This window comes from Rhodococcus sp. NPDC058639 (assembly GCF_042717545.1).
Classification (GTDB): Bacteria; Actinomycetota; Actinomycetes; order Mycobacteriales; family Mycobacteriaceae; genus Rhodococcus.
Window position 1 is genome coordinate 222,003 of record NZ_JBHXRF010000005.1, and the last position, 21,422, is coordinate 243,424.

A 21,422-nucleotide genomic window follows, 5' to 3' on the forward strand; every position below is an offset into this window, starting at 1 on the left:
GTTTTCCGGCACCGAAACGGGTACCTGACGGTGGGAAGTTGCGTCCGCACCGCGCGAGACGCGCAGAAGGAGAAAGGTGCAGACCTGTGCGCCAGAAGGCAGATCTTCGGATGGTCACCCCGACGCAGGGCATCGCAACGCAGGGAATCGCAACGCAGGACACCGAGCACTTCGGAACCCAGCGCTGGTCGTTCCGATGCGAACGATGTGACCACTCCTACCGGACTGTCGCGCACACCTACACCGTCGCCGCACTGGCAGCCCGCGCCAACGGCTGGCTCGTGGACCCCACCGCACTGTGCCCCGGTTGCGCCAGCGTCGCCCTCTCCCTCGCCGCATAGCGGGTCCCGAACCGTCACTGCCGTACCCATATCCTCGTAGGGAACGAGGACGGAAGGCAGGCGATGACGTTCATCAAGATGTGCGGGCTTCGAGACGAGGCGACGGTCGACCTGGCCGTCGGCCTGGGTGTCGACGCGGTGGGTTTCGTTTTCGCCGACAGTCCGCGCCGGGTGTCTGCCGAAGAGGCGACGCGACTGCGGTCGCGGGTACCCGACGGAACACTCGCGGTGGGGGTCTACGTGAAGATGCCTCTCGACGAGATCGTCGCGACGGCCCGTGCGGCGGACATCGACCACGTACAGGTGCACGACTTGCGTTCGGCGGACGATGTCCGAGTGCTCCACGAGGCGGGACTGACCGTCATCCGTGCCGTGAACAACGGCGGCGCCGAGTCGGTTTCCGAGCACCTGGGCGCCGATCTGCTGCTCGTCGACGGCGCGGTTGCGGGTGCCGGGGTGACGTGGGACTGGCAGGATCGCAGCGCTGTCCCCCAGGGGCGATGGATCCTCGCGGGCGGCTTGACCCCGGACAATGTGGCGCAAGCGGTCGCCACGTCGGGAGCCTGGGGCGTCGACGTCTCGAGCGGCATCGAGTCCGGTCGCGGCATCAAGAGTCCGGAGTTGATGACGGCGTTCGCACACGCGGCGCGAGGAGCCTGAGCCGACAAGCCCGAAATGCAGGTCAGTAGGCGCCGTCGCTCGCCAGCACAGCGCGCACCGTCTTTGCGACGATCACCAGGTCCTGCACCATCGACCAGTTCGCCACATAGAACAGGTCGAGGCGTACACGGTCGGCCTCCGAGAGATTCGACCGTCCCGACACCTGCCACAGCCCGGTCATGCCCGGGCGCACCAGCATTCGGCGGTCGACGAAGCGCGGAATCTCCCGGCCTTCCCCCACCGTGAGGGGGCGCGGTCCGACCAGACTCATATCCCGCGTCAGAACGTTGAACAACTGCGGCAGTTCGTCGATGCTGGTTCGGCGAATGAACCGTCCGACCGGGGTGATCCGCGGGTCGGACGACGACTTGTAGAACACCGAGCGACTGCTGTCGGTTTCGCGCCGCATCGCATCGATCATCGTGTCCGCGTCCGTCACCATGGACCGGAACTTCCACATGCGGAAGGTCGCTCCGTTCAGCCCGACGCGTTCCTGGCGATAGAAGACCGGTCCCCGATCCTGAACTTTGATCAGAGCCGCGACGCAAAGCATGACGGGCGCGAAGGCGAGCAGAGCGAGAGTCGCGCTCACGAGATCGAAGACGGTCTTGGCCATCCGGTTGGACCCCCGGTACTGGGGCTCCTCGACGTGGACGAGGGGAAGACCGCCCACCGGATACATCGACAACCGGGGGGAAGCGATGTCGGTGACACCCGGTGCGACCACGAGGTCCACCCGGTACGGCTCGAGGTCCCACGCGAGGTCTGCGAGGTCGGAATTGCCCCACTGCGCATTCGTGGCCACCGCCACGGTGTCCGCGCCCGTGAGTTTGACGGCGTGCAGCACATCCTTCTCGCCGCCGAGGACCGGAATGTCGAGCCCGCCCGCGGTGAGCGTCCGGATCTGCTCACCGGTGTATCCCGGCGTGCAGACTCCGACCACCCGGTAACCGGCATCGGCGTCGCGCGTGAAGGATTCGACCATCGCCTTGACCGCCTGGTCGCCGCCGATCACGAGTACCGAGGTGCGGAACTCGCCGCGTTCACGCCTGCGGCCGATTTCCCGGCGCCACCAAAGCCGTCCGAGGAGAAGGCCGGCGAGCCCGAGGGGCAGCGCGACTCCGAGGTAGATGCGGACCGCGTCGAGGTCGATCACGAACGATTCGATCAGGAACGACAGGATCGCGATGAATCCGAAACACTGGAGCGTCGCCCTGGTGACGAGACGGTATTCCTCTTCGCCCCTGCCGATCACCGTGGGTTTGCGGGTGCGGGCCAGCGACAACGCAGTGAGCCAGCAGCCGGCGACGACGACCACCAACAGGATCGAGCCTGGAACACCGGCCTCCGGAACTTCACCGAAGGCGAACCGAACCCACTGTGCGAGTGCAAGAACCGCACACACGACCGCGGCGTCGGTCAGGCACAACAGCCGGGTATGGATCGTCTGCCATTGCCTGCGGGTGCCGTGCCTCTCGGTCGAATCCCGCGTCGTTTCCAAGCTCGGGGCGGGTAGGGCGCGCAGCCTTCGCGTTCGCCCGGCTTCGATGCTCATATACGCCCCATGCTTCGGCTTACCCCCCGCCCCCGACTGTGTGACTGCCCGGTCGGTCCGACCGCTTCGCCCTGCTTGACGGCGATAACCGCTATGCCGCTATTACCGTTTTCCCGCCGAGAAGTGTTTCAGTGCTCTAGATCACACCAGGACGGGAGCCTGTCTGCGCGAGAATGTCCGACCCCCGGGGTGACACCATCCGGACGGGTGCGATCCGTTGAATTGCACGCGTGCACCGTGTTTCGGCCTGCGTGACGGCACGACACACCCGGTTCCGTCCGGAGAACCGCCGGCGGGCCTACAGCCGATCCGGTGCGGGGGGCGCAGAGGATTCGGGCGACGCGAACACCCGGAGCGGGTCCACAAGAAGGCCAACCGTCGTACCACCGTGCATGCCGAACCCCCGCTTGTCCCCATCGAACAGGCCCGCGACCCGCGTGGAACCTACCTCAGGGCAGGAAGCGAAACAAGATCGAATCAACGAGGGCGGGTACCGTCGTACGTCACCCTTTCCGGCTCATGAGGAGACCCAGTTCCGGATGTCCGCACGGAATCTCTCCGACGACAACTCCGCCACCGAACCCCGGCCCCGTCGGGGCACCGTGTCGACGGCCGCGATGCACTCCGCGAGCGACTCCACGGAATCGTCCCGAAAGTGCAAGCCGTCCACCCCCTCCACCACGGTCTCCGAAGCTCCGCCGAGTTCGTTGACGATCACTCGCGCGCCGGCAGCGCGCGCTTCGACCGGCATGATCCCGAAGTCCTCGATCGCCGGAAAGACGTAGACATGCGCGCGCTGATACAGCGCGTACAGCATCTCGTCCGACGGACGTGACAGCACACGCACGGGCACACGGGCCTCGTCGGCCAGCTTTCGCAGCCGCGTTTCCTCCGGTCCCGAACCCGCGACGACGACGGGCAGACCCGCGAGATCGGCGGCACGAATGACCCAGTCCAGGCGCTTGTACGGAACGAACCTCGACGCCCCGAGGACGAACCTGTCCGGAAGGCTTTCGAGGAGCGACGATTCCGGCTCCGAGAGTTCCGTGCTCCAATCCGGCACCGACGAGATCCGTGTCGTATCGACCGGAGGAAAGATCACGCGGGCCTCCACGCCCCAGGCCCGCTCCACCCGTCGGCGAACGAAGTCGCTGTTCGCAGCGAACTGTGCGCCTTCTGCCGCCCGCCGGCGATCGAGACGCCGGAGCGGCGGCGATGCCAGTTTGACCGCCGCCGACGCACCTCGATCGTCGAGTTCGGGGTTCCACAGGTAGCGGGCCGGGGTGTGCACGTAGACGAACTTGCGGAAATCGTGGGCAGCACCGCGGAACGACACGTGGTGGGCGAAGCAATGGGAACTGACCAGCGCAAAGTCGTAGTCTCCGGTTCTCCGGCGCCACACGTAGGGCATCGCAGCGAGCGCGAGTGCCTTGTGACGACGCAGGGGGGTGCGCGCGAGTCCGCTCTCGCGCACCGTCTGCGTCGGGTAGCGCTCCGCGTCGTCCCACAAACAGAGGACGTCGGCATCGGGAAAGCACCGCACGAACTCGTCGAGCACCTTCTCCGAACCGCCGTCACGTGCGATCCACTCGTGCACGAGCACTCCCGGCATGACCATCCCTCCGAACGCCCGAGCAGTAGGGCACGGTAGTTTATGGCACAGGTTGCGCACCGGTAACGCCGGGTGTCGACCGCCCGATTCGAATGTGTCGTAGCAACAACCCGATTCAAGAGGTGGCGCCTGGTGCGCCGCCCGTCGCCTTGGATCACCCGCATGATCTGGAGGTTCGAACGTGGGCGTGCAGCACTCGTCGTGGTTCGGGCCCGCCGACGCACCACTCCTCGCGCACATCCACGTTCCCGACGACGGCCGGTCCCGCGGCGCCGTGGTGCTCTGTCCACCGCTGGGCAAGGAACACCTCGACACCTACCGCGGCATGAAAGCACTTGCCGAGCAGCTCGCGGATCGCGGTCTGACGTCGGTGCGGTTCGACTATTCCGGGGTCGGGGACTCGTCGGGAGACCAGGATTCCCCCGACGCGGTACAGGCCTGGCAGCGCAGCGTCGTTGCGGCGACCGAACTCGCGCGCGCGTGCGGAGGACAGCACATCACCGTGGTCGGTCTGCGCGCCGGAGCACTTCTCGCCGCCACCGCGCTTCCCGACTGCGGACCCGTCGACGCGGTGGTGCTGTGGGATCCCATCCTTTCCGGCCGCAGTGCCCTCCGCGAACAACGCGCCCTGTACCGGGTAACCCAGGGCACCGACGATCCGGCAGATCCCCGCATCTCGATCATCGGCGGGGCGCTCTCCCCCGACGCCGCACACGCACTGGGCACGCTCCGCATCGACGCGAGTGTGTTCGCGGGCATCAGGACCATGCTCGCGACGCGCCCCGCGGCGCGCGACACCCCGGCACTGTCCGCGCTCGCCGACGCGCTGGTGTGCGACGAACTGACCCTCGTCGAGCACGAGGCGTTCACCGCCCCCTCAGCTCTGTACGCCGACATCCCGTTCGGCTGTATCCGCGAGATCGCCGACTGGATCGCCGCAGGGTCCTCCACCGACACCCACGAGGTGGTGCTGTCGCTCCGGCATCGCGCGGCGGTGGCCACCACGACCGACGGATCTCCCGTCTACGAATCGGTGGAATCGCTCGGACCGAATGCGCTGTTCGCGGTGCGGACCCATGCGGTCGAATCGGCGGGCAGCGACGATCACCGACCCACCGTGCTGTTCTTCGGGACCGCCTACGAGCACCGCATCGGCCCGAGCCGGCTCTGGGTGGAACTCGCCCGCAGCCTCGCCGCGCACGGCGTCTCCTCCGTTCGTTTCGACCGCACAGGGGTCGGTGACACCGGAACCGTGGACGCCGGACAGCCGGTGTCGCTCTACTCCGAGGTGTCCGACCGCGACGCGGTCGACGCCGCCACTGCGCTGGGGACCGACCCGGGCGACCTGATCGTGACGGGACTGTGCTCGGGTGCGTGGTACTCCTCGTACGTCGCTCTCCGGTTACGCACCCGCGCAGTGGTCCTGGTGAACATGATCCTGTGGTCCACCCACCGGCGTAAGTCTCTGCGCGAACAACTTCGCCCACCGGTGCCCGCTGCACCCGGGAGCGCGGATCGTGAGCCGGGACCCGCCTCGGTTCCGTTGCGCGCGCGCATCAAACCGTTCGCACAAAAGCATTTGCCTTACCCCGCATGGCGATTGCTGGGCCGACTCGGAGTCACCCAGGTCCCCGAGGTGATCCTCGAAGCCCTGCGCCGCGCGGGTGTCGACGTCACCGTCGTGCTCTCCGCACAGGACTACGAGTCGTTCCGCTACCAGCGGGGCGATGAAGGACTGCGGCGAGTCGAGCGGCGAGGATTCACGGGACGGATCCGCTCCGGCGCGACCGGGGACCACGGCGCGTACCAGCGTGACGGGCGCGAGTTCCTTCGCGCCGAGATCACCGCGGCCGTGCTCTCGTCGTTCGGCCGGACCGACCCGGCACGCGAACCCGTTGCCGAGCCGTGCGTGTCATGACGACCTTGCTGGTCCTGGCGCTGCCGTGCGCGGCCGCACTGGGTTTTGCTCTTTACCGGCGGCCGCAGCGTGGACTGCTTCTCATCGCCGCGCTCACACCTCTGCACGGGTTGCTCGTGATCGTGCCCGGCGGTTCGGCGCTGTCCCCGTGGAAAGAGGGGGTCCTCCTGCTGACCCTCGCGGCGACCTTCGTCAGCCCTTATCGCAGACGCACTCCCGCGCCGGCGTTTCCGTGGTGGCCGGCAGTGGCGGCGTGGGTGGCCCTGGGCGTCGTGTCGGCGGTACTCGTGTCAGGGCCCGGAGCCGTCACCCCGCTGAAGATCACCTTCTTCTACCTCATCATTCCCGTGATCCTGTGGCGCGCACCGTTCGACGCCCGCGACCGCGACACCTTCGTCACGATCCTGATGGGCATGGGTGTGTTCACCGGGGTCGTCGGATTGGCGCAGCAGGTGATCGGCGGTGAGCGCCTCGCGGCGCTCGGATACCGCTGGGACGACCATCTCCGCACCACAGGCGGGATCCTCCGTAGCTTCAGCACTTTCACGACCCCGTTCGCATTCGGGTTGTTCGTGATGATCAGCCTCGTCGTCGGCGGCGCGATCGCCCTCGCCGATCCCACCCGGCTCCGCAACCGGTTGTTTCTCTGCGCGACACCGATCATGCTGCTGGGCATGGGCGTGACGATCGTTCGTGCCAGCTATATCGGCCTTGCGGTCGCACTGCTGTGGCTCGCTGTCCACCGCCACCGCGCGCTGCTCCTGGGATTCGGTGCCGCCGCCCTCGCCGCACCGATCGCTCTCCTCGTCGTGCCGGGCTCGTTGCTCGCGCCGCTCTTGTCGTCGTCGAGCCTCGGGGAACGCGGCGACGGGTGGTCGGAGACCCTTGCCTCGCTGTGGGTGCATCCGTTCGGTCAGGGACTGGGCGCAACCGGTTCCGCCGCCGCCAAGGCTGCTTCCGGAAGCAACCCCATGCTTTCGGAAATGTCGTTGCAGGCTGCGGTGACCTTCGGATTCATGCCGTACCAACCCGACAACTACTACATCAAACTCGCGGTGGAACTCGGGCCGGTCGGAGTGTGGTTGTTCGTCCTCGTTCTGGTCTGCGCCGCCGTGTCGACCCTTCGCGCCGCACGGATCATGCGCGGCCAGGACGCCGCGCTCGCACTCGGCGTGAGTGCGTCGGTGGTCGCGGTGGCGGTCGCGTCCACCGTGTCGACCTATCTGGAGATCTTCCCGCTCGACGTCTACTTCTGGTTACTCTTAGGAATCGTGGGATGTGCGCTCACACAGCATCGTTCGCAGCTTCATCGACCGGACACCGAATCGGGTTCGGAGCCATGGCGCTCCGGCCTGCCGGCAGCGGAGTCCAGACCTACGCCCGTGAACTGCTGAGGGCGCTGCCCGCGCTTCTCCCCGGCGCCGAGTTGTCTGCGACGGTGCAACGCGACGCGGTGGCAGAGTTGCCGCCACAGGTCTCTGCCTCCCGGCGCCCCGTGGCACACGGTGTGCGCCGCGTCCTGTGGAACGCGGTGCCCCTCCCCTCCACAGACCTGTTCCACAGCCTCGACGTCGATCTCCCTCTCGGGCAGCGCAGCCTGACCGTGTCGACGTTTCACGATCTGGCCGTCTTCGACGCACCGTGGGCGTTCAGCCGTTTCCGGGCGGCAGGAGAACGCCGGTTGCTGCGCGACGCGCTGCGCCGGGCCGATGTACTCGTGGCCGTCTCCGAGTTCACCGCCGAACGCATCCACGCGTTGTCGGGCCGCGATGCCGTGGTCACCCCGCTGGCGCCGGCCCCGTGGGCCACGCCCCCGGCGCCCGACCAGGTTGCCGAGGTCCGTGCCCGCTACGGACTGCCCGACCGCTTCGTACTGCAGGTCGGCACCGTCGAACCGCGCAAGTCCGTCGCGCTGGTGGCCGAAGCCTGCCGGAACCTCGAGGTGCCGTTCGTCCTCGCGGGCTCCGGTTCGACCGGACGCGACGCACCGTCCGGGACCCACGGACTCGGTTATGTCGCCACCGCGGACCTGCCTGCCCTCTACGCTGCCGCGAGTGTCGTCGCGTACGCCTCGCGATACGAGGGCTTCGGTCTCCCACCCCTCGAAGCGATGGCGTGCGGCGGTGCTGTCGTCTCGAGTGCCGTCGGCGCATTGCCGGATTTCGCCGACGACGGGGCACTGCTCGTCACTCAGCACACCGTGCCGGCATGGACGGCGGCGTTGCGCGCCACGCTCCTCGACCTCGACACCGCACAGGCACTGAGGCGGCGCGCCCCGGAGGTCGCCTCGACCCTCACGTGGACGCGGACGGCGGAACTCACCGTCGGCGCCTACCGCACCGCCGGCCTCCGACTGTGAAGGTGACGCCCGGTGGGTAGGCATTCACGCCCGGACGACGTGGACGACGACGAGAGCATCGACATTCCCCCCGACCTCGCTCCCTCGGGTCGCCACGCGAAAATCTGGGATTCCCCGTCGCTGTCGGGCTACGCGCATCCCTCGATGACCAACACGGGGCAACTGCACATCGACCTCGTCGCCGAAACCGTCCTGATGGAACGGATTGTCGCCAAGGTCCACGAGGACCGCGACGGCACCCTGCACGAACCGCGACAGCCGCAACTGGACGGACGCACAGCGCGTCGCAATACCGTGGCGATGCTCGCGAGCCGTCTGGCCATCGCGTCGATGGGCTGGGCCGGATCGATGATCCTGGCACGGGTGCTCGCCCCCGACGACTTCGGCAAGTTCTCGTTCGTGTTCGGTTTGCTCGGAGTGCTGTCGGTGGTGACGGATCTGGGCGTGGGCCGCGTCGTGCTCGCCAAACTCGTCGAATGCAATCCGTGGGAGGTCTCGTACGTCACGACGGCGTTCATTGCGCTGCGCGGGGTGCTCGGCATCCTCGGCTACGCCCTCGCAGTCGGATACGTGGTGCTGCTGGGCTATTCGCCGGACGTGGTGTGGGCGACGGTCGTGGCAGGGCTGGTCGTGGTGGTGGCGACTCCCAGCAACGCATTGTCGGTGATGTACCAGAGCCGTCTGCGCATGGCGTCGGTGGCCGCAGCCGAAACGCTCGGCCAGGTCGCGCAATTGGTCTGCACCATCGCGGCCGTCCTGTGGCACCCGGTCCTGCTGGTGGTCGTCGCACCCGCGGTGATCAACGAAGTTGTCGCTGCGGCACTCAAGATACGTGGCGTCCGCGCCGGCAAAGCCGGACCGCTACCGGCCGCGCGTGCCCAGTTGTGGCGCTGGCGCGAAATGCTGATCGAGGCGGTGCCGCTGACGATCGGTTTCGCGCTGCTCACCGTCCTGTCGAAAGTCGACGTGCTGATGCTCGGCCGGATGGACACCTTCGACTCCGTCGGCCTCTACACGGTGGGGTACAAATTCGCCGACCTGTTGTCGATGGTCGCCTCCACGGTCGTCGGGCCTGTCACCACGCTCCTCGTCGCAACGTGGCCGGCGCAGAGCGAGCAGTTCCGGCAGCGGACGCGAGAAGCGGCGATGTTGCTCGCAGTCCTCGGCGCGGCGGCGACCGCCGCATTCTGGCCGACCGCGGACGGTGTGCTTGCACTGCTCTACGGAGAGCGATTTGCCGAAGGTGCCGATGCGTCCCGAATGCTCGTGGCCGGCAGCGCACTGTCGATGCTCACCGAACTGGGTCTGATGGTTCTCATCGCGACCGGCCGGCACCGCGTCTACCCCTGGGTTGCGCTCGCCGCGCTCGCCGCGAACGTCGCCATGAACCTGGTGCTGATCCCCCGCATGTCGTTCGAGGGCGCGGCCCTCGCGACGGTTCTCACCGAGGCGGTGATGGTGGTGGCGATCTGGGTCGTGGTCGCCCGGACGGTTGCCGTCGGGCGGCTGTTCCCCTTCGCCCAGGCGTCGGCCATCGCCATGCTGGGCGTAGCAGTGACCGTATGGGCGTCGCTGCTCGCCGAGCAGTTCGACGTGCCGTGGCCGATCACCGCCGTCGTTGCTCCCCTGTGTGTGTTCGCAGGTGTTCATTTCCTTCCCATCACCGGTGGGCTGGGTCTCGTCGGGCTCGTGAAGTCGCGGTGAGTCAGCGCCGGGCACAGCAGTACGGAGAAACAGTGATACGGAGAACGGTGCTACGGAGACGCCTGCTGAGCGCGGTGGCGGTGCTGGTCGTGCTCGGTACCGTCGCGTGCGGAAGCACCGAGCCCGCCGGGTGCCGCACCGATCTGTCGGCCGACAGCCTCGGCGTGGCCACGGGTTCGGGGCTCGACACTCTCGGCGATGCGGATCTCGGCCGGTACTTCGGCGCCGCGGCCGACAGTGGTGCGGCGTGGGTCCGGTTCGACTTCGACTGGTCGATTCTCGAGCCGCGCCAGGGGGAATTCGACTGGTCCGGAACCGACCGGGTCGTCGATGCGGCGCGGGCGCACGGACTGCAGATCCTCGGATTGCTCACCCATACCCCGGAGTGGGCACGCGGCGGAGACGCGGACGATACGCACGGCCGGCCGGCCGATCCGGACGAGTTCGGGCGGTTCGGTGCGGATGTCGCGCAGCGGTACCGGGACCGGATCTCCCACTGGGAGATCTGGAACGAGCCGAACCTCGCGGTCTTCTTCGGGCCGCAGCCGGACCCGGTGGCGTATGCGGCCCTACTGGAGTCCGCCTCGAGTCGTATCCGTGCGGCGGTGCCCAGCGCGGTGATCGTGAGCGGTGGATTGTCCCCGGCGACGGACAACGGGACGGATATCGCTCCGACGACCTTCCTCTCGGAACTCTACGAACTCGGCGTGGCGGAAAGCTTCGATGTGGTGGGCATGCATCCGTACAGCTATCCCGCCCTGCCCTCCGACGCCTCGACCAAGAGTTGGAACTCCTTCTACCGGATGCGCGACATGCACGACATCATGATCGGGCACGGTGACGACGGAAAGCCGATATGGGCAACGGAATTCGGATCCCCTACCGGAACCGGTACCGATGCGGTGGATGCCGAGCGGCAGGCAGAGATACTGCGCGACGGCATTACCGAGCAGCGGCGGCTCGGTTTCGTGGACAAGCTGTTCGTGTACAGCCTCGTCGATCGCGGCACCGACGAATCTGATCGCGAACAAAACTTCGGTGTCATCGACCATGCCCTTGCACCGAAACCCGCCTGGCACGTGATGCGGACGGCGGCAACGACACCCGGATGCATCTGATCAGACGGGTTCACCTGCGGGCCGGAGCGCGTCACGTGCGGCGCGGCGCACCGGCCGCACCCAGTCGCTGCCGCGTTCGGCGAGCTCGAGCATCCATCGGGCGTGGCGGCGGCGGACGGGTGTGGCAACGACGGTTCCGACCCGGTATTCGCCGTTCGCCCAACGCGATTTGAATTCCGAGGTGCCCAGCATGAAATCGAATCGGGAGAGGCCGAGGTCGTCGTGGTGGTCGGCGAGCCATCGCTGCAACAGCTGACCGGGTTGGTACCGGCGCATGTCGGGATGGAAGCGGGACATCCACATCTCCGCCACGTCGCCGGTACGGAACATGATTTCGTGTGCGCACCAACGCGTTCCGACGACCAAGCCCACCACGAGCAGAGTTCCCGCGCGCGCTTCGGCTTCGAGCAGAGGTTTGGTGAACGCCGCGAACGGTGGTCCACAGAAGTTGTCGCGGTCGGTGTGCTCGTCGGCTGCCGCTGCGACGGCGACGATGTCGTGCCAGCGTCGCTCGAGGTGTTCCGGATCGCGGATCACCTCGACTCGTGCGGGTGTACCGGCGCCCTGGAGTGCTCGTTCCGCGCGACGCAGTGTCTTGAGCGTGCGACTGCCGCGCAGCGTCGTCGCACCGGCGCCGCGCGGCAGATCGATGGTGAGGCATCGATCGTCCACCTCGACGCCGACGTTCCACAGCGGCGACGCGCGCAGCACCTCCACCAGGGGATCCGCTACGTCGACGTGGGTGAGTTGCAGCGACATCCCGGTTGCGGCGATACCGTCCGCCAACTCGGCGAGAGCATCACCGTCGGTCGCGGCGAACGTGCCGATCGTGCCGAGCCCGTGCCCCGGAAAACGGAGGGTCTGTACGCCGAGTCGATTGCGTCGGTGGAGCGGAGCCACCGCTACGAGCCGGCCCCCGCGGCGTGCCGTACCCACTGCGAGTTGCCCCCGTCCGAGGTTCCGGTGCCAGTTCAGCGCGTACGACGGTCGCGCTGCGACACGTGTGCCCACGTGACGCGCGAGGTCGGACCATTCCGGAACGAGGGCATCGACCGCACTGCCCTCGACGATGTCGAAGGTCATTGTCCGGGGCGGCGTCCGCGCTCCGCCTCGGACCGCCGGTGCTCCGTGTGCCGGCCTCGCATGTACTCAGCTCCTTCTCCGGAAAGTGCGCGACGCCGGGCCGCGAGGAACACGCGGTATCGCGCCCCCCGAGAACGATCGTAGGCGGACGGCGCACCGTTACGGCGTCCGCACCCGAGCTACCTCCCTGCTCTCGGCCGGAGCCGGCGCGTCTACCGGGCTCGGGGCACCGCAAACGGTGCCGCGGGTACGTCGGCTCCGCTGCCGAGCGCCGAGGTGACGCCCTCGAGGATCATGTCGAGAAGCTCGGCCGATGTCGCGAAGTTGATGCGCACGTAGTTGCGGCATCCGCTACCGAACCGCAACCCTCCCTCGACGAGGATCCCGCCGCGCTCCCGCACCCGTTCGACCGGATCGTCGAATCCGAGCGGACCGGCGTCGATCCAGGTGAGATACGTTCCCTCCGGAAGGTGGTGCCGTGCAGCGGGAATCCTTTCTCGAAGCACGGCGTCGACATGCCGGCGATTCCGTTCCAGGACCTGCATGAGGTCGCGCTGCCATGCGTCACCGTGCCGCCACGCGGCGAGGGTGGCGATCACTCCGGGCACGGACACCGCGCCGTACAGGTCGAACGGCTCGGCATCACGCCGTCTCAGTAGCCGTTCCGATCCGTAGTGCACGACCGCGCACCGTAACCCGGCGAGGTTGAAGGACTTTCCCGCAGATGTGATCGTGACGGTGCGTTTCGCCGCGTCCGGGCCGAGCGACGCGAACGGAATGTGCACATGGGGTTCGTAGACCAGTTCGGCGTGGATTTCGTCGCTGACCACCAGCAGGTCGAATCGTTCGGCGATGTCTGCGATCTGCTCGAGCTCGGCGCGTGTGTGAACACGGCCGGTGGGATTGTGCGGGTTGACGAGCACCAGCACGCGGGGGCGGTGCCGCGCGACCCGCTGCTCGAAGGCCTCCATGTCCAGCACCCAGCCGTCGCCCCGATCGACGAACGGGAAATCGAGTTGTTGCAGGCCCATCCGGCGAATGGACGCGAGAAACGGCGGATAGTTCGGGGTCTGGACGACGACCGAGTCACCGCGCCGCGTGCTCAAGTGGAGGATCAGTTGCAGGGCCTGGATCAAATCCGTTTGTTCGCGGACCGAGCCCGGGTCCGGTTCCCATCCGTATCGGTCGCGCATCCGTGCCGCGAATTCTTCACGCAGCGGGGTGCCGTGCACCCAATTCGGGTAGCCGAGGTCGGTCTCGATCTGTTCGTGTAGCGCGCTGCGGATGACAGGTGCGACAGGAAAGTCCATGTCGGCAACCCATGCGGGCAACAGCCCTTCGTCGACAGCGCGAGCCCACTTCGCCCCCGCGCGCGCCGACAACTCGGCGATGTCCAGGTCGTCGAATCCTGGGAAAGAAATCCTGCTCATCGAGCCTCCTCGGATGCGGAGAGCAGCAGATCGCACGTGATCTCGATCTGACCGTGATGCTGCGCAAGCTCTTCGAGGACGTGGAGCAGGACCCCGTCGACCGACACCACGTCACCCCGGTACTTCTCCGGTACAGCATGCGCCAGTCGGGCGGCCGGGTCCACCGCAGCGAGATCCTCGGCCAGCCGGTTGCGCTGCTCGGCGACCATCCGCGTCAACTCTGCGACGGTGCCCGACGCGCCGAACTCCGACTCGCGGTCGCGGTTGCTCTCCCGGCCGAGGACGATGTGGCCCACCCAGAATTCGACGAGCGCGCAGCAGTGATAGGTGATCGCCCACACCGAGTTGGCACCGGGCAACGGCGGTGCCGTGTTCGCGCCGGCGTCGCCGAGCTTGGTCGACGCGGACAGCATCCCGTCGAAAGCACGATCGACGAAGTAGAGGTACTCGTCGGTTTTCATCGCCCTACCGCCGTTCATCCTCATGTTCGAGTGAGCTGAGAATGGCACGGTTCCGTGGATTCCGCGCGGCGAACTCAGGCGACTTCCGCGGGTCTTTCGCCGGTGACGAAGAAGATGAGCCGATCGGCCACGTCGGCGGCCTGATCTCCGAACCGCCCGTAGAAGCGCGCGACGAGCACGGTGTCGACGGCCGTCGGAACGTCACCGTCCCAGTCCTTGCCTTCGACGGTGGCGAGGATCCGCGAGTGCACCACATCCAACTCGCGCTGGAGCGTACGGACACTCTGAATCGCCTCGAGGTCGAGGTGGGTGAAGGCGTCGCGCAGCACGGCTGCGATCCGCGCTGCGAGGTCGGCCGTCACGGCGAGGTCGTCGTGCAGGGCACCTCGCACGAGCAGGTCCGGGAAACGGCGTCGTGCAACCCGCGCGATATGGAGCGTGAGTTGCCCCATCCGGCTCAGATCGCCGCTGATCCTGACTGCCGAGAAGACGAGTCGGAGATCGGCGGCGACCGGCCCCTGCAAGGCGAGGATCTTCATGGCCCGATGAGCGCAGTCCGTGGTCAGCTCGTCGATACGGACGTCGAGGTCGAGTGTGTTCTGCGCCGCCAGCAGGTCACCCCGGAACAGCGCCTCGGTCGCCGACGAGAGGCCCTCCGCGGCCACGGCGCCGAGTTCCCCGAGCCGTTCGAGCAGCTCGTTCAGTTCGCCCGTGAACACTTCCCTCATGCAGCACTCCTCTCGGTAGCGTGCGGAGGTTCCGACCCGCGGCGGCAGGTGCCACCAAGGGTGGAATGCCCGTCCCCCCACGTTCTACACAGGCTGATGATCCACTTCTTTGCGTTCGGTGCCGCTCCGGGTGTCGGCAGGTGAGAGATCGTCCATGCGCGCAAGGTGGGCTTTGATCCATTCTGTACTTCCCGGTGTCGCGACGTGCTGATGCGGTGTACCGGCGATGCGGGTAGTCAAGGCAGTCCTTCTCGGTAGTTGCCGACATGCTCGGCACGCAGGCCACCCACACCCCCGAAGTGACCGCCATCACTATATAGCGAGAACGCGAGGATACAACTCTGCCTACTCCGAAGCTCGGGGAGTGGAGTCCGGTGCGGGAGCCGAGTCGCTCGACGGCGTCCGGGGTCCCTGGTCATCTCGGTTCCGGACGATCTCCTTGGCGTACTCGCGGTTGACCGACTCGCTCACGGGCGCATAGGCGTCCTCCGCCGGCGGCGGGCCCCCCTGCGGCACGTCGAGCTGCTCTTCGCCGCTCCGATAGCGGGGATGAGAGCCGTTTTCCTGGGGCTCGAAAAGCGACTTCGAGAGCGCCGCGATGGGCCGGGTCGGCGGTGCCGGATCGATGAACGGAACGGGTCCGGACGACGGGTCACGGGCGGGCACTGGCACTGGCACTGGCACTGGCATTGACGTTGGCACGGGGGGCCGGCGCCGCGGGTCCACGGGCGCTTGCGAGCGCGGTTGAGGTTTCGGTTGAGGTTTCGGGGGGAGCGGGACACTGCCCTGCTCGGGCGCCGTGGGAGCGGCCACCGGCTCGTCCTTCTCGGGTGCCGGCGGCTTGTCGGCGGACAAGACGACGAGCCGGGTGGGCACCTCGATCTCGGCCAGCGCACGCAGACTGTTCTCCACAGTGGCTCGGTCTTCGCTACCCGTCGTGACGACGATCAGTGCAAGCCCGACCTTCTCCTGACCCAGTTGCTTCCACCATTGCTCGGTCAAGCCGCACCGGATGATGCGCTCGGCGGCGGCGTCGCCGAAGACGTCCGGCTCGACCTCCACCCCGGCACCGTCGAGAACGAGAATCGCTTCGCCGAGCGACGCGCGCCGGTGCAGCATCACCACCGTGTCGAGCGGCAGGCGAGGAGAGCCGGAGGTGTCGACCTGCAGGGCCGTGCGATACCGGCGGGAAGTCCGCCGCGCCCATGCCGGCGTGACGGTCCTGCCGAACCGGCCGTTGAGGACGACCAGCAGCTCCGCGACCACGATCAGCGTGAGAAGAAACGCGACCGCAGCCTCTGCCTTCGGTTTCGGGGAGACCTTCGTTCCGCTTCCGGCGGGCGCGGCCAGCACTTGGAGGTGTTCGGCACCGGCACCGGAGCGCACTGCACGGAGCTGGTCGAGGCGGGAATCGAGTTCGGCCTGCAACACCGGGTCCGGGCTGCCGTCCACGCTGTCGTCGGCACCGGCCGCCAGCTCGGCGCGGAGGCCCGCCACGATTCCGTCGAGATCCGCGATGCGCGATTCGAGTGCGGTGCGGTTCCGGGTGCTCTGGGTCTGGTCGAGCGCAGCAACGACCACCTGCGCGAGCCGGTCCGCTTCCTCCTGGGACCCATCACGTGCCGTCACCGTGAGCAGTGTCGGCGACGTTCCGTAGTCCACCCAGATGTTGCCGGACAACGCAGCCGGATCCTCACCGACCTCCGCCGCGATGGCGGCGACCACGCGGGAATCCTCGGACAGCGCGACGTAGGGAGCGATCAGCTGCCCGAGCGACGCATCGGAACCCGACACCGCGGCGCTGCTGCGAATCTCCACCACGACCGTCGACTCGTAGACGCCCGGCCCACTGTCGCGGACGAAGAACACCGCGAGTGCCACGACCGCCGCTGCGACGGCCGCCGGAAGCGCGACGCGCGCCAGTTCACGAGCGTGCCCGAGGAGATCGACGGCCGGAGGGACGCCGAGTTCACGGCGCAACTCGGCGTCACGGATGTTTCCTTCAAGCACGTCGCGGACCCTTTCGCGGAACTGCCGTATGGGGGGGAAATGTCGCTTTTAGGTCGCGAAAATCCGGCCGAACGTTACCTCACTGCGGAGCGCGCGGCTACAGACCGAGGAGCCAGCGAGGGCGCGACCACATCTGCCAGTTCTCGACCACTTGCGCACCAGCCGAGACATAGAGGGGGGTCACCTGCGGGCTGGTGAGACCGCACATCGGCACCGGACCACGTAGAGCGTACGTGCGGGCCGCCGCCGCATCCACCAAACGCCGCGCATATCCGCGGCGCTGCCGTCCCTTCCTCGTTCCCAGCGACCACACGGTTTCGATCTCGCCGCCGTCGGAAATCAGTGTGCAGGACTGTAAGCGAGCGTTGTCGAAGATGCCTGTCGCCGTCAGGCCGGGTTCTCCCGGAACGGTGTCGGCGTACGCAATCGCCGCGGTCCCGGGCGACACCCCGAACGCACCCGCAGCGAGGTCGCGCGCGTCGGACATGTCCTCACGCCCCAGGACCCGCAACGCGTCGTCTTCGGGCGCGAGGACCGGAACGAACACCGTCAGGTCGAGAGCGCCCGCACACACCCAACCGCGGTCGGCGAGAACCTGTGCGGCGGCGAGGCCGCGTCCGGCCAGCAACACGATCGCCGGGCAGCGGCTTGCGGTCACGACGTCGTACACATGCTGCGCGTGCGCGGTGACGTCGCCGTTGTGGACGAGCGCGAGGTTGTAGTCGGGATCCGGCGCTCCGGTGATCCCGGCCCACCATCCGTCACCGTCCAGGTACGACCCCGCAGAGGTGAGCGGCCGCATACTGCGTCCGTAGGCGCGGCGCAGGACGTCGAGCGTCACGGTGGTACCTGCGATGGAGCCGGGTGTCACTCGTGATCCTCCTGCTTCTCGGCGCATCCGAGTTCGACCGGTACGAGATGAAGGTATTGTCCACTACCCCGCAAGCGCATCGGCGACACCCCTGAAGGGTGCCGCCGATGGGCAAGAAGGTGGGATGTCAGGAAGGATTGTCGCCGACCGTCACCGTGATTCCGCCGGTGAACGGCCGTCCGTCTGCCGCGTAGATGTTTTCCCATCGGGCGCCCGACGCATCCTGGCAGCCCCAGAACACCTTGTACGTGCCGTCGGTGACTGCCCGCGCCGCCTTGAAATCGGGTGCGCCCTCCTTGACATACACACCGCTGGACGTACTGGTGTTTCGCACCGAAAAACTGGATCCGGCAGGCTGATTGTCTATACGGCCGGATGGCTCGGCGGTGTCGATGTTTCCGGGTTCGAGTACGTAGGTCACGCAACTGACCCCGCGGTCGACCTCTGCTGCGCTCAGATCGAAGTCCACAACGATCGCACCGGATTCCGCTCCGGCCGAGACGCTCGGGCCCGCAGCGGACGCGGTACCGGGAATGGACAGGCCCAACGCGGTGATTCCCGCTGCCGCAACGGCAGCCCTTTTTACGACAGAGTTCATCGGAAGTTTCTCCCCTTTGGTGGTTCGATTCCGGGGGCCGAAAACGGCTACTGCCTCGGACCCGCCTCTCCCGGACGGTCACATCGGCCACGTACATCGAAAACGGTACCGTGCCCGCGCCGTGCTGTCGCGGCAGCAGACCCGATGCTGTCGTGACAACAGTTCTGGCAGAACTCGTTTCACCGTTCGGTATGCCGGAAATGTCGGCAAGAATAGATGAAGCCCCGGCGCCGTCTGGTGGAGTCGGCCGGGGCTTCTGCGTAGACCGGCGATGGGGGTTACCGGCCTGCGCAGTCGTCCTCGCAGGGGGATGTGAGGACGACGGAGGAGACTTTAACCCGATGCGATTGCTACTCGCGAGTACACCGGAAAGGACAGGAACAGGGTGTCACGGCACCAGCGGTGGATGGCCGGCGTCTCGCTCGTCGCGCAACAATTCGGCCCACTGTTCCTCGAAATCCGCGACAGCGAGGATCCGGGCCACGAACACCGCGGTCACTGCCGCAAGTGCCGTCCATGCCGCGAGGGCGGCGATGACCCAGATCCACATGTGAACAGTGTGCGGGAGAAGAAAACCGTACGAACAACGAAATTGCATCGTTTAGGACACGCTGCGCAAGCGCACTCCCGCGCGCGAGTTTCCCCGCTCGGAGCGTCGACGCACACTCATGCCCACAAAGCGGACGCCATTTCCGGCAACGTTCGGTCGATATCGTGCAGTGACAGGACCCGTCGCCGGGCGATATCGGACATGTCACGCCGCGCTACCGGGTCGTCGAGGAGCCGAGCCAGCGCCTGCGCGAGAGCGTCCGGATCACCGGGCGGCACCAGCACACCGGCGCCGTCTGCGAGGTATTCCGCCGTGCCGCCGTGATCGGTACCGACGACCGGCACGCCGTGCGCCATGGCCTCCAGCACTCCGAGAGGCCCTGCTTCCGGTGACGTGCTCGCCGAGACCAGGACGTCCCACGTGTCGAGCACCTGCGCCGGAGCGACATGGCCGAGGAAGGAGACGCGTCCACACAGATCGGGCATCGCAGCACGGGTACGCAACTCGTCGAGGAATGCCTCGTCGCCGGGAAACGGCATTCCCGCGATATCCAGGCAGACATCAGGAATGCGTGAGACCGCTTCCAGAAGAATCCGGTGCCCCTTCCACTCGGTGACCGAGGCGAGGATGCCCACGCGCGATGCGCCTGACCCCGCCGGGTAGCGAAGACGCTCACCGACGGGCACACCGTTACGAGCGACGACCGTGTGAAATCCCAGTGCCCGGACGGGTCCTGCCGTCGCACACGACACGGCGACAGCGGTGCCCACGCCGGGTCGGCCGAGTCGGGCGACGAGGATCTGACGTCGTGACGACAGGGTGTCGTGCACGAGCCAGGCCACGCGTCCGGCGCGCCGGGTTCCGGCGACGGCCAGGGAGACCGCCGGCAGCGCGAACAACGAATTACACACGATTCGAGGATTTTCCGACGATTTCGCACGGCGGATCCGGGCTGCGGCCCTCGCCCACCGCACGGGAAGAGATGCCAGGCCGAGCAGGCGACGGACACCTTCCTGTCCCTGCATCCCGAGCGGCGGCACCACCAGACGTGACACCTCGCCGGGCAGAGCGTCTGCGAGAGGCCCGTCGGGACATGCGACGATCACGCGTCGTCCTTCGCTTAGCGCGTGGTCGACCAGCGCGAGCATGACCTTCTCCGCGCCCGATCGCTGCCCGGTGTGTGCGACGAAAAGCAGCGGGTCGGTCACCGGGCAGCGACCGAACCGTGTGCCTCGTACAAGAGTTCGGTCAGGCGGCGGGCCGTGGTCCGGATATCGAAGTGCTCGGCGATGCGCGCATGGGCCGAAGCGCCCATCTCACGACGGCGGATTCCATCGGCCAGCAGCAGACGCAGGGCCGCGAGGAGCGCGTCCTCGTCGTCGTGGTCGACGAGCAGACCGGTTTCGCCGTCGACGACCATCTCCGGAATCGACCCCACCGTCGATGCGATCACGGGCAGCCCCGCAGCACCCGCCTCGAGAATCACGTTGGGGGCCTGATCCATTCCCGACGGGAAACACATGAGGTCGGCGGCGGCGAGGATGTCCCACAACCGGTCGTCACCGCTGGTGAGATCGTCGATCACGGTCACGGCGCGACCGGCCGGCACAGCATCCTTGGTGACGAGCACCAGATCGCACGTGTCGGCGAGGTACTTCTGGTGCAGGCGCAGCACGCTGTTGCCACCCTTACGTTCCATGCTGGTGCCGATGAAGACGATGGTCGGTCGCGCTCGCCCCGTGCGATCGGGGAGCGCTCTCTCCCCTGTGAGAAACGGCGACCAGATTCCCGGGGCCATCGTCGTCACCTTGTCGTCCGACAGGCCGTACGTCGCCCCGGTGAGCGACGCCGCGGTGCGACGGCCGTTCGCGACAACGGTCAGCGCTGCGTCGAGCACGGGTTGCTCGAAGCGCACCGCCGCCCGAACGGCGAGACGGGTGAACCGCGTCGCTGCGCGGTAGGGCAGGAGGTAGGCATTGAGTTCGTTCGTGCTGTCGGTCGTGACCACCGTGGGGAGTCCACGCACCACGTCGGCAGAGCCGAGCATGCAGTTTTGTGTGTAGACGTGCAGTACATCGAATTCGCCGTCCGCGAGGCGTTCTCGTAGCCGCCGGCGCAGTCCGCGCGAATGCACGAGTTGTCCCCGCAACGCCTGCAGGTCGAGATCGAGCCGTCCGAGGCCGGGAATCGGCGCGCGCATGATCCGGCCGAGCAGACCCGGCCCGCCCGCGTCGAGGAATTCGACCTCGATATCGTCGCGCTCGGCGAACGCACGGCGCAGGGAGTGATGCACAGTTGCATGGCCACCGATGTTCTCGTTTACGAACAGCGCTTTCAGCGGTGCTCCCACGCACTCACGACCTTCCGTTTCGTCCGTTCCCTCCCGATCGAGCCATCGAAATCGGGAGGTTGCCCGTTACAGCC

At 67.3% G+C, this 21,422-nt stretch carries 19 protein-coding genes; 7 read left to right on the forward strand and 12 right to left on the reverse strand.

The window, feature by feature from the left end:
- The first annotated feature begins 86 nt into the window (after window positions 1-86).
- Together ACFWU2_RS11790 and ACFWU2_RS11795 are read left to right on the forward strand one after the other, a co-directional pair.
- Complete coding sequence (locus ACFWU2_RS11790; protein ID WP_378605709.1) at window positions 87-341, forward strand: hypothetical protein; 255 nt, start codon at window positions 87-89, stop codon at window positions 339-341.
- Window positions 342-404: 63 nt separating this feature from the next.
- Entirely contained in the window at window positions 405-1,001 is a 597-nt protein-coding gene (locus ACFWU2_RS11795; protein WP_378605712.1) for a phosphoribosylanthranilate isomerase, read from the forward strand.
- Window positions 1,002-1,023: 22 nt separating this feature from the next.
- Here the strand turns inward: ACFWU2_RS11795 and ACFWU2_RS11800 are convergent, their stop codons facing one another.
- Both ACFWU2_RS11800 and ACFWU2_RS11805 read right to left on the reverse strand, forming a co-directional pair.
- Window positions 1,024-2,556 (reverse strand): sugar transferase, encoded by a 1,533-nt coding sequence (locus ACFWU2_RS11800; protein ID WP_378605715.1) that lies wholly within the window; start codon window positions 2,554-2,556, stop codon window positions 1,024-1,026.
- Between the two features lie 517 nt (window positions 2,557-3,073).
- A complete protein-coding gene (locus ACFWU2_RS11805) occupies window positions 3,074-4,168 on the reverse strand; it encodes a glycosyltransferase (protein ID WP_378605718.1) in 1,095 nt (364 codons plus the stop codon).
- Window positions 4,169-4,349: 181 nt separating this feature from the next.
- On the opposite strand from ACFWU2_RS11805, the gene ACFWU2_RS11810 reads away from it, so the two are divergent.
- Genes ACFWU2_RS11810 through ACFWU2_RS11830 form a run of 5 tightly spaced genes read left to right on the forward strand, consistent with a single transcriptional unit; the run spans window position 4,350 to window position 11,267 of the window.
- Window positions 4,350-6,086, forward strand: coding sequence for an alpha/beta fold hydrolase (locus tag ACFWU2_RS11810; RefSeq protein WP_378605721.1), 1,737 nt, complete (start codon window positions 4,350-4,352; stop codon window positions 6,084-6,086).
- On the forward strand, window positions 6,083-7,480 hold the full coding sequence (locus tag ACFWU2_RS11815) for an O-antigen ligase domain-containing protein (protein WP_378605724.1): 1,398 nt from the start codon (window positions 6,083-6,085) through the stop codon (window positions 7,478-7,480). The genes ACFWU2_RS11810 and ACFWU2_RS11815 overlap by 4 nt, the downstream gene beginning before the upstream one ends.
- Complete coding sequence (locus ACFWU2_RS11820) at window positions 7,426-8,445, forward strand: glycosyltransferase (protein ID WP_378605727.1); 1,020 nt, start codon at window positions 7,426-7,428, stop codon at window positions 8,443-8,445. Before ACFWU2_RS11815 ends, ACFWU2_RS11820 begins: the two co-directional genes overlap by 55 nt.
- Before the next feature lie 12 nt (window positions 8,446-8,457).
- Complete coding sequence (locus ACFWU2_RS11825) at window positions 8,458-10,149, forward strand: oligosaccharide flippase family protein (RefSeq protein ID WP_378605730.1); 1,692 nt, start codon at window positions 8,458-8,460, stop codon at window positions 10,147-10,149.
- A 47-nt stretch (window positions 10,150-10,196) separates the two neighbouring features.
- A complete protein-coding gene (locus ACFWU2_RS11830) occupies window positions 10,197-11,267 on the forward strand; it encodes a cellulase family glycosylhydrolase (protein ID WP_378605733.1) in 1,071 nt (356 codons plus the stop codon).
- On the opposite strand, the gene ACFWU2_RS11835 is transcribed toward ACFWU2_RS11830, so the two are convergent.
- The 10 genes from ACFWU2_RS11835 to ACFWU2_RS11880 all read right to left on the reverse strand — a co-directional run bounded on the left by ACFWU2_RS11835 (window position 11,268) and on the right by ACFWU2_RS11880 (window position 21,348).
- A complete protein-coding gene (locus ACFWU2_RS11835; protein WP_378605736.1) occupies window positions 11,268-12,350 on the reverse strand; it encodes a GNAT family N-acetyltransferase in 1,083 nt (360 codons plus the stop codon).
- A gap of 212 nt (window positions 12,351-12,562) precedes the next feature.
- Window positions 12,563-13,780: a MalY/PatB family protein gene (locus ACFWU2_RS11840; protein WP_378605739.1), complete on the reverse strand. Its 1,218-nt coding sequence runs from the start codon at window positions 13,778-13,780 to the stop codon at window positions 12,563-12,565.
- Complete coding sequence (locus tag ACFWU2_RS11845) at window positions 13,777-14,241, reverse strand: DinB family protein (protein ID WP_378605742.1); 465 nt, start codon at window positions 14,239-14,241, stop codon at window positions 13,777-13,779. Before ACFWU2_RS11845 ends, ACFWU2_RS11840 begins: the two co-directional genes overlap by 4 nt.
- Window positions 14,242-14,315: 74 nt before the next feature.
- Window positions 14,316-14,969, reverse strand: a complete 654-nt coding sequence (locus ACFWU2_RS11850; protein WP_378605745.1) for a phosphate uptake regulator PhoU — start codon at window positions 14,967-14,969, stop codon at window positions 14,316-14,318.
- A 345-nt stretch (window positions 14,970-15,314) separates the two neighbouring features.
- Window positions 15,315-16,979, reverse strand: a complete 1,665-nt coding sequence (locus tag ACFWU2_RS11855; RefSeq protein WP_378605748.1) for a hypothetical protein — start codon at window positions 16,977-16,979, stop codon at window positions 15,315-15,317.
- Window positions 16,980-17,076: 97 nt separating this feature from the next.
- A complete protein-coding gene (locus ACFWU2_RS11860; protein WP_378605751.1) occupies window positions 17,077-17,850 on the reverse strand; it encodes an N-acetyltransferase in 774 nt (257 codons plus the stop codon).
- Between the two features lie 127 nt (window positions 17,851-17,977).
- Window positions 17,978-18,448, reverse strand: a complete 471-nt coding sequence (locus ACFWU2_RS11865; RefSeq protein WP_378605754.1) for a hypothetical protein — start codon at window positions 18,446-18,448, stop codon at window positions 17,978-17,980.
- Between the two features lie 388 nt (window positions 18,449-18,836).
- Window positions 18,837-18,998 (reverse strand): hypothetical protein, encoded by a 162-nt coding sequence (locus tag ACFWU2_RS11870; protein WP_378605757.1) that lies wholly within the window; start codon window positions 18,996-18,998, stop codon window positions 18,837-18,839.
- 116 nt (window positions 18,999-19,114) lie between these two features.
- On the reverse strand, window positions 19,115-20,206 hold the full coding sequence (locus ACFWU2_RS11875) for a glycosyltransferase family 4 protein (RefSeq protein ID WP_378605760.1): 1,092 nt from the start codon (window positions 20,204-20,206) through the stop codon (window positions 19,115-19,117).
- Window positions 20,203-21,348 (reverse strand): glycosyltransferase family 4 protein, encoded by a 1,146-nt coding sequence (locus tag ACFWU2_RS11880; RefSeq protein WP_378605763.1) that lies wholly within the window; start codon window positions 21,346-21,348, stop codon window positions 20,203-20,205. Before ACFWU2_RS11880 ends, ACFWU2_RS11875 begins: the two co-directional genes overlap by 4 nt.
- Between the last annotated feature and the right edge of the window lie 74 nt (window positions 21,349-21,422).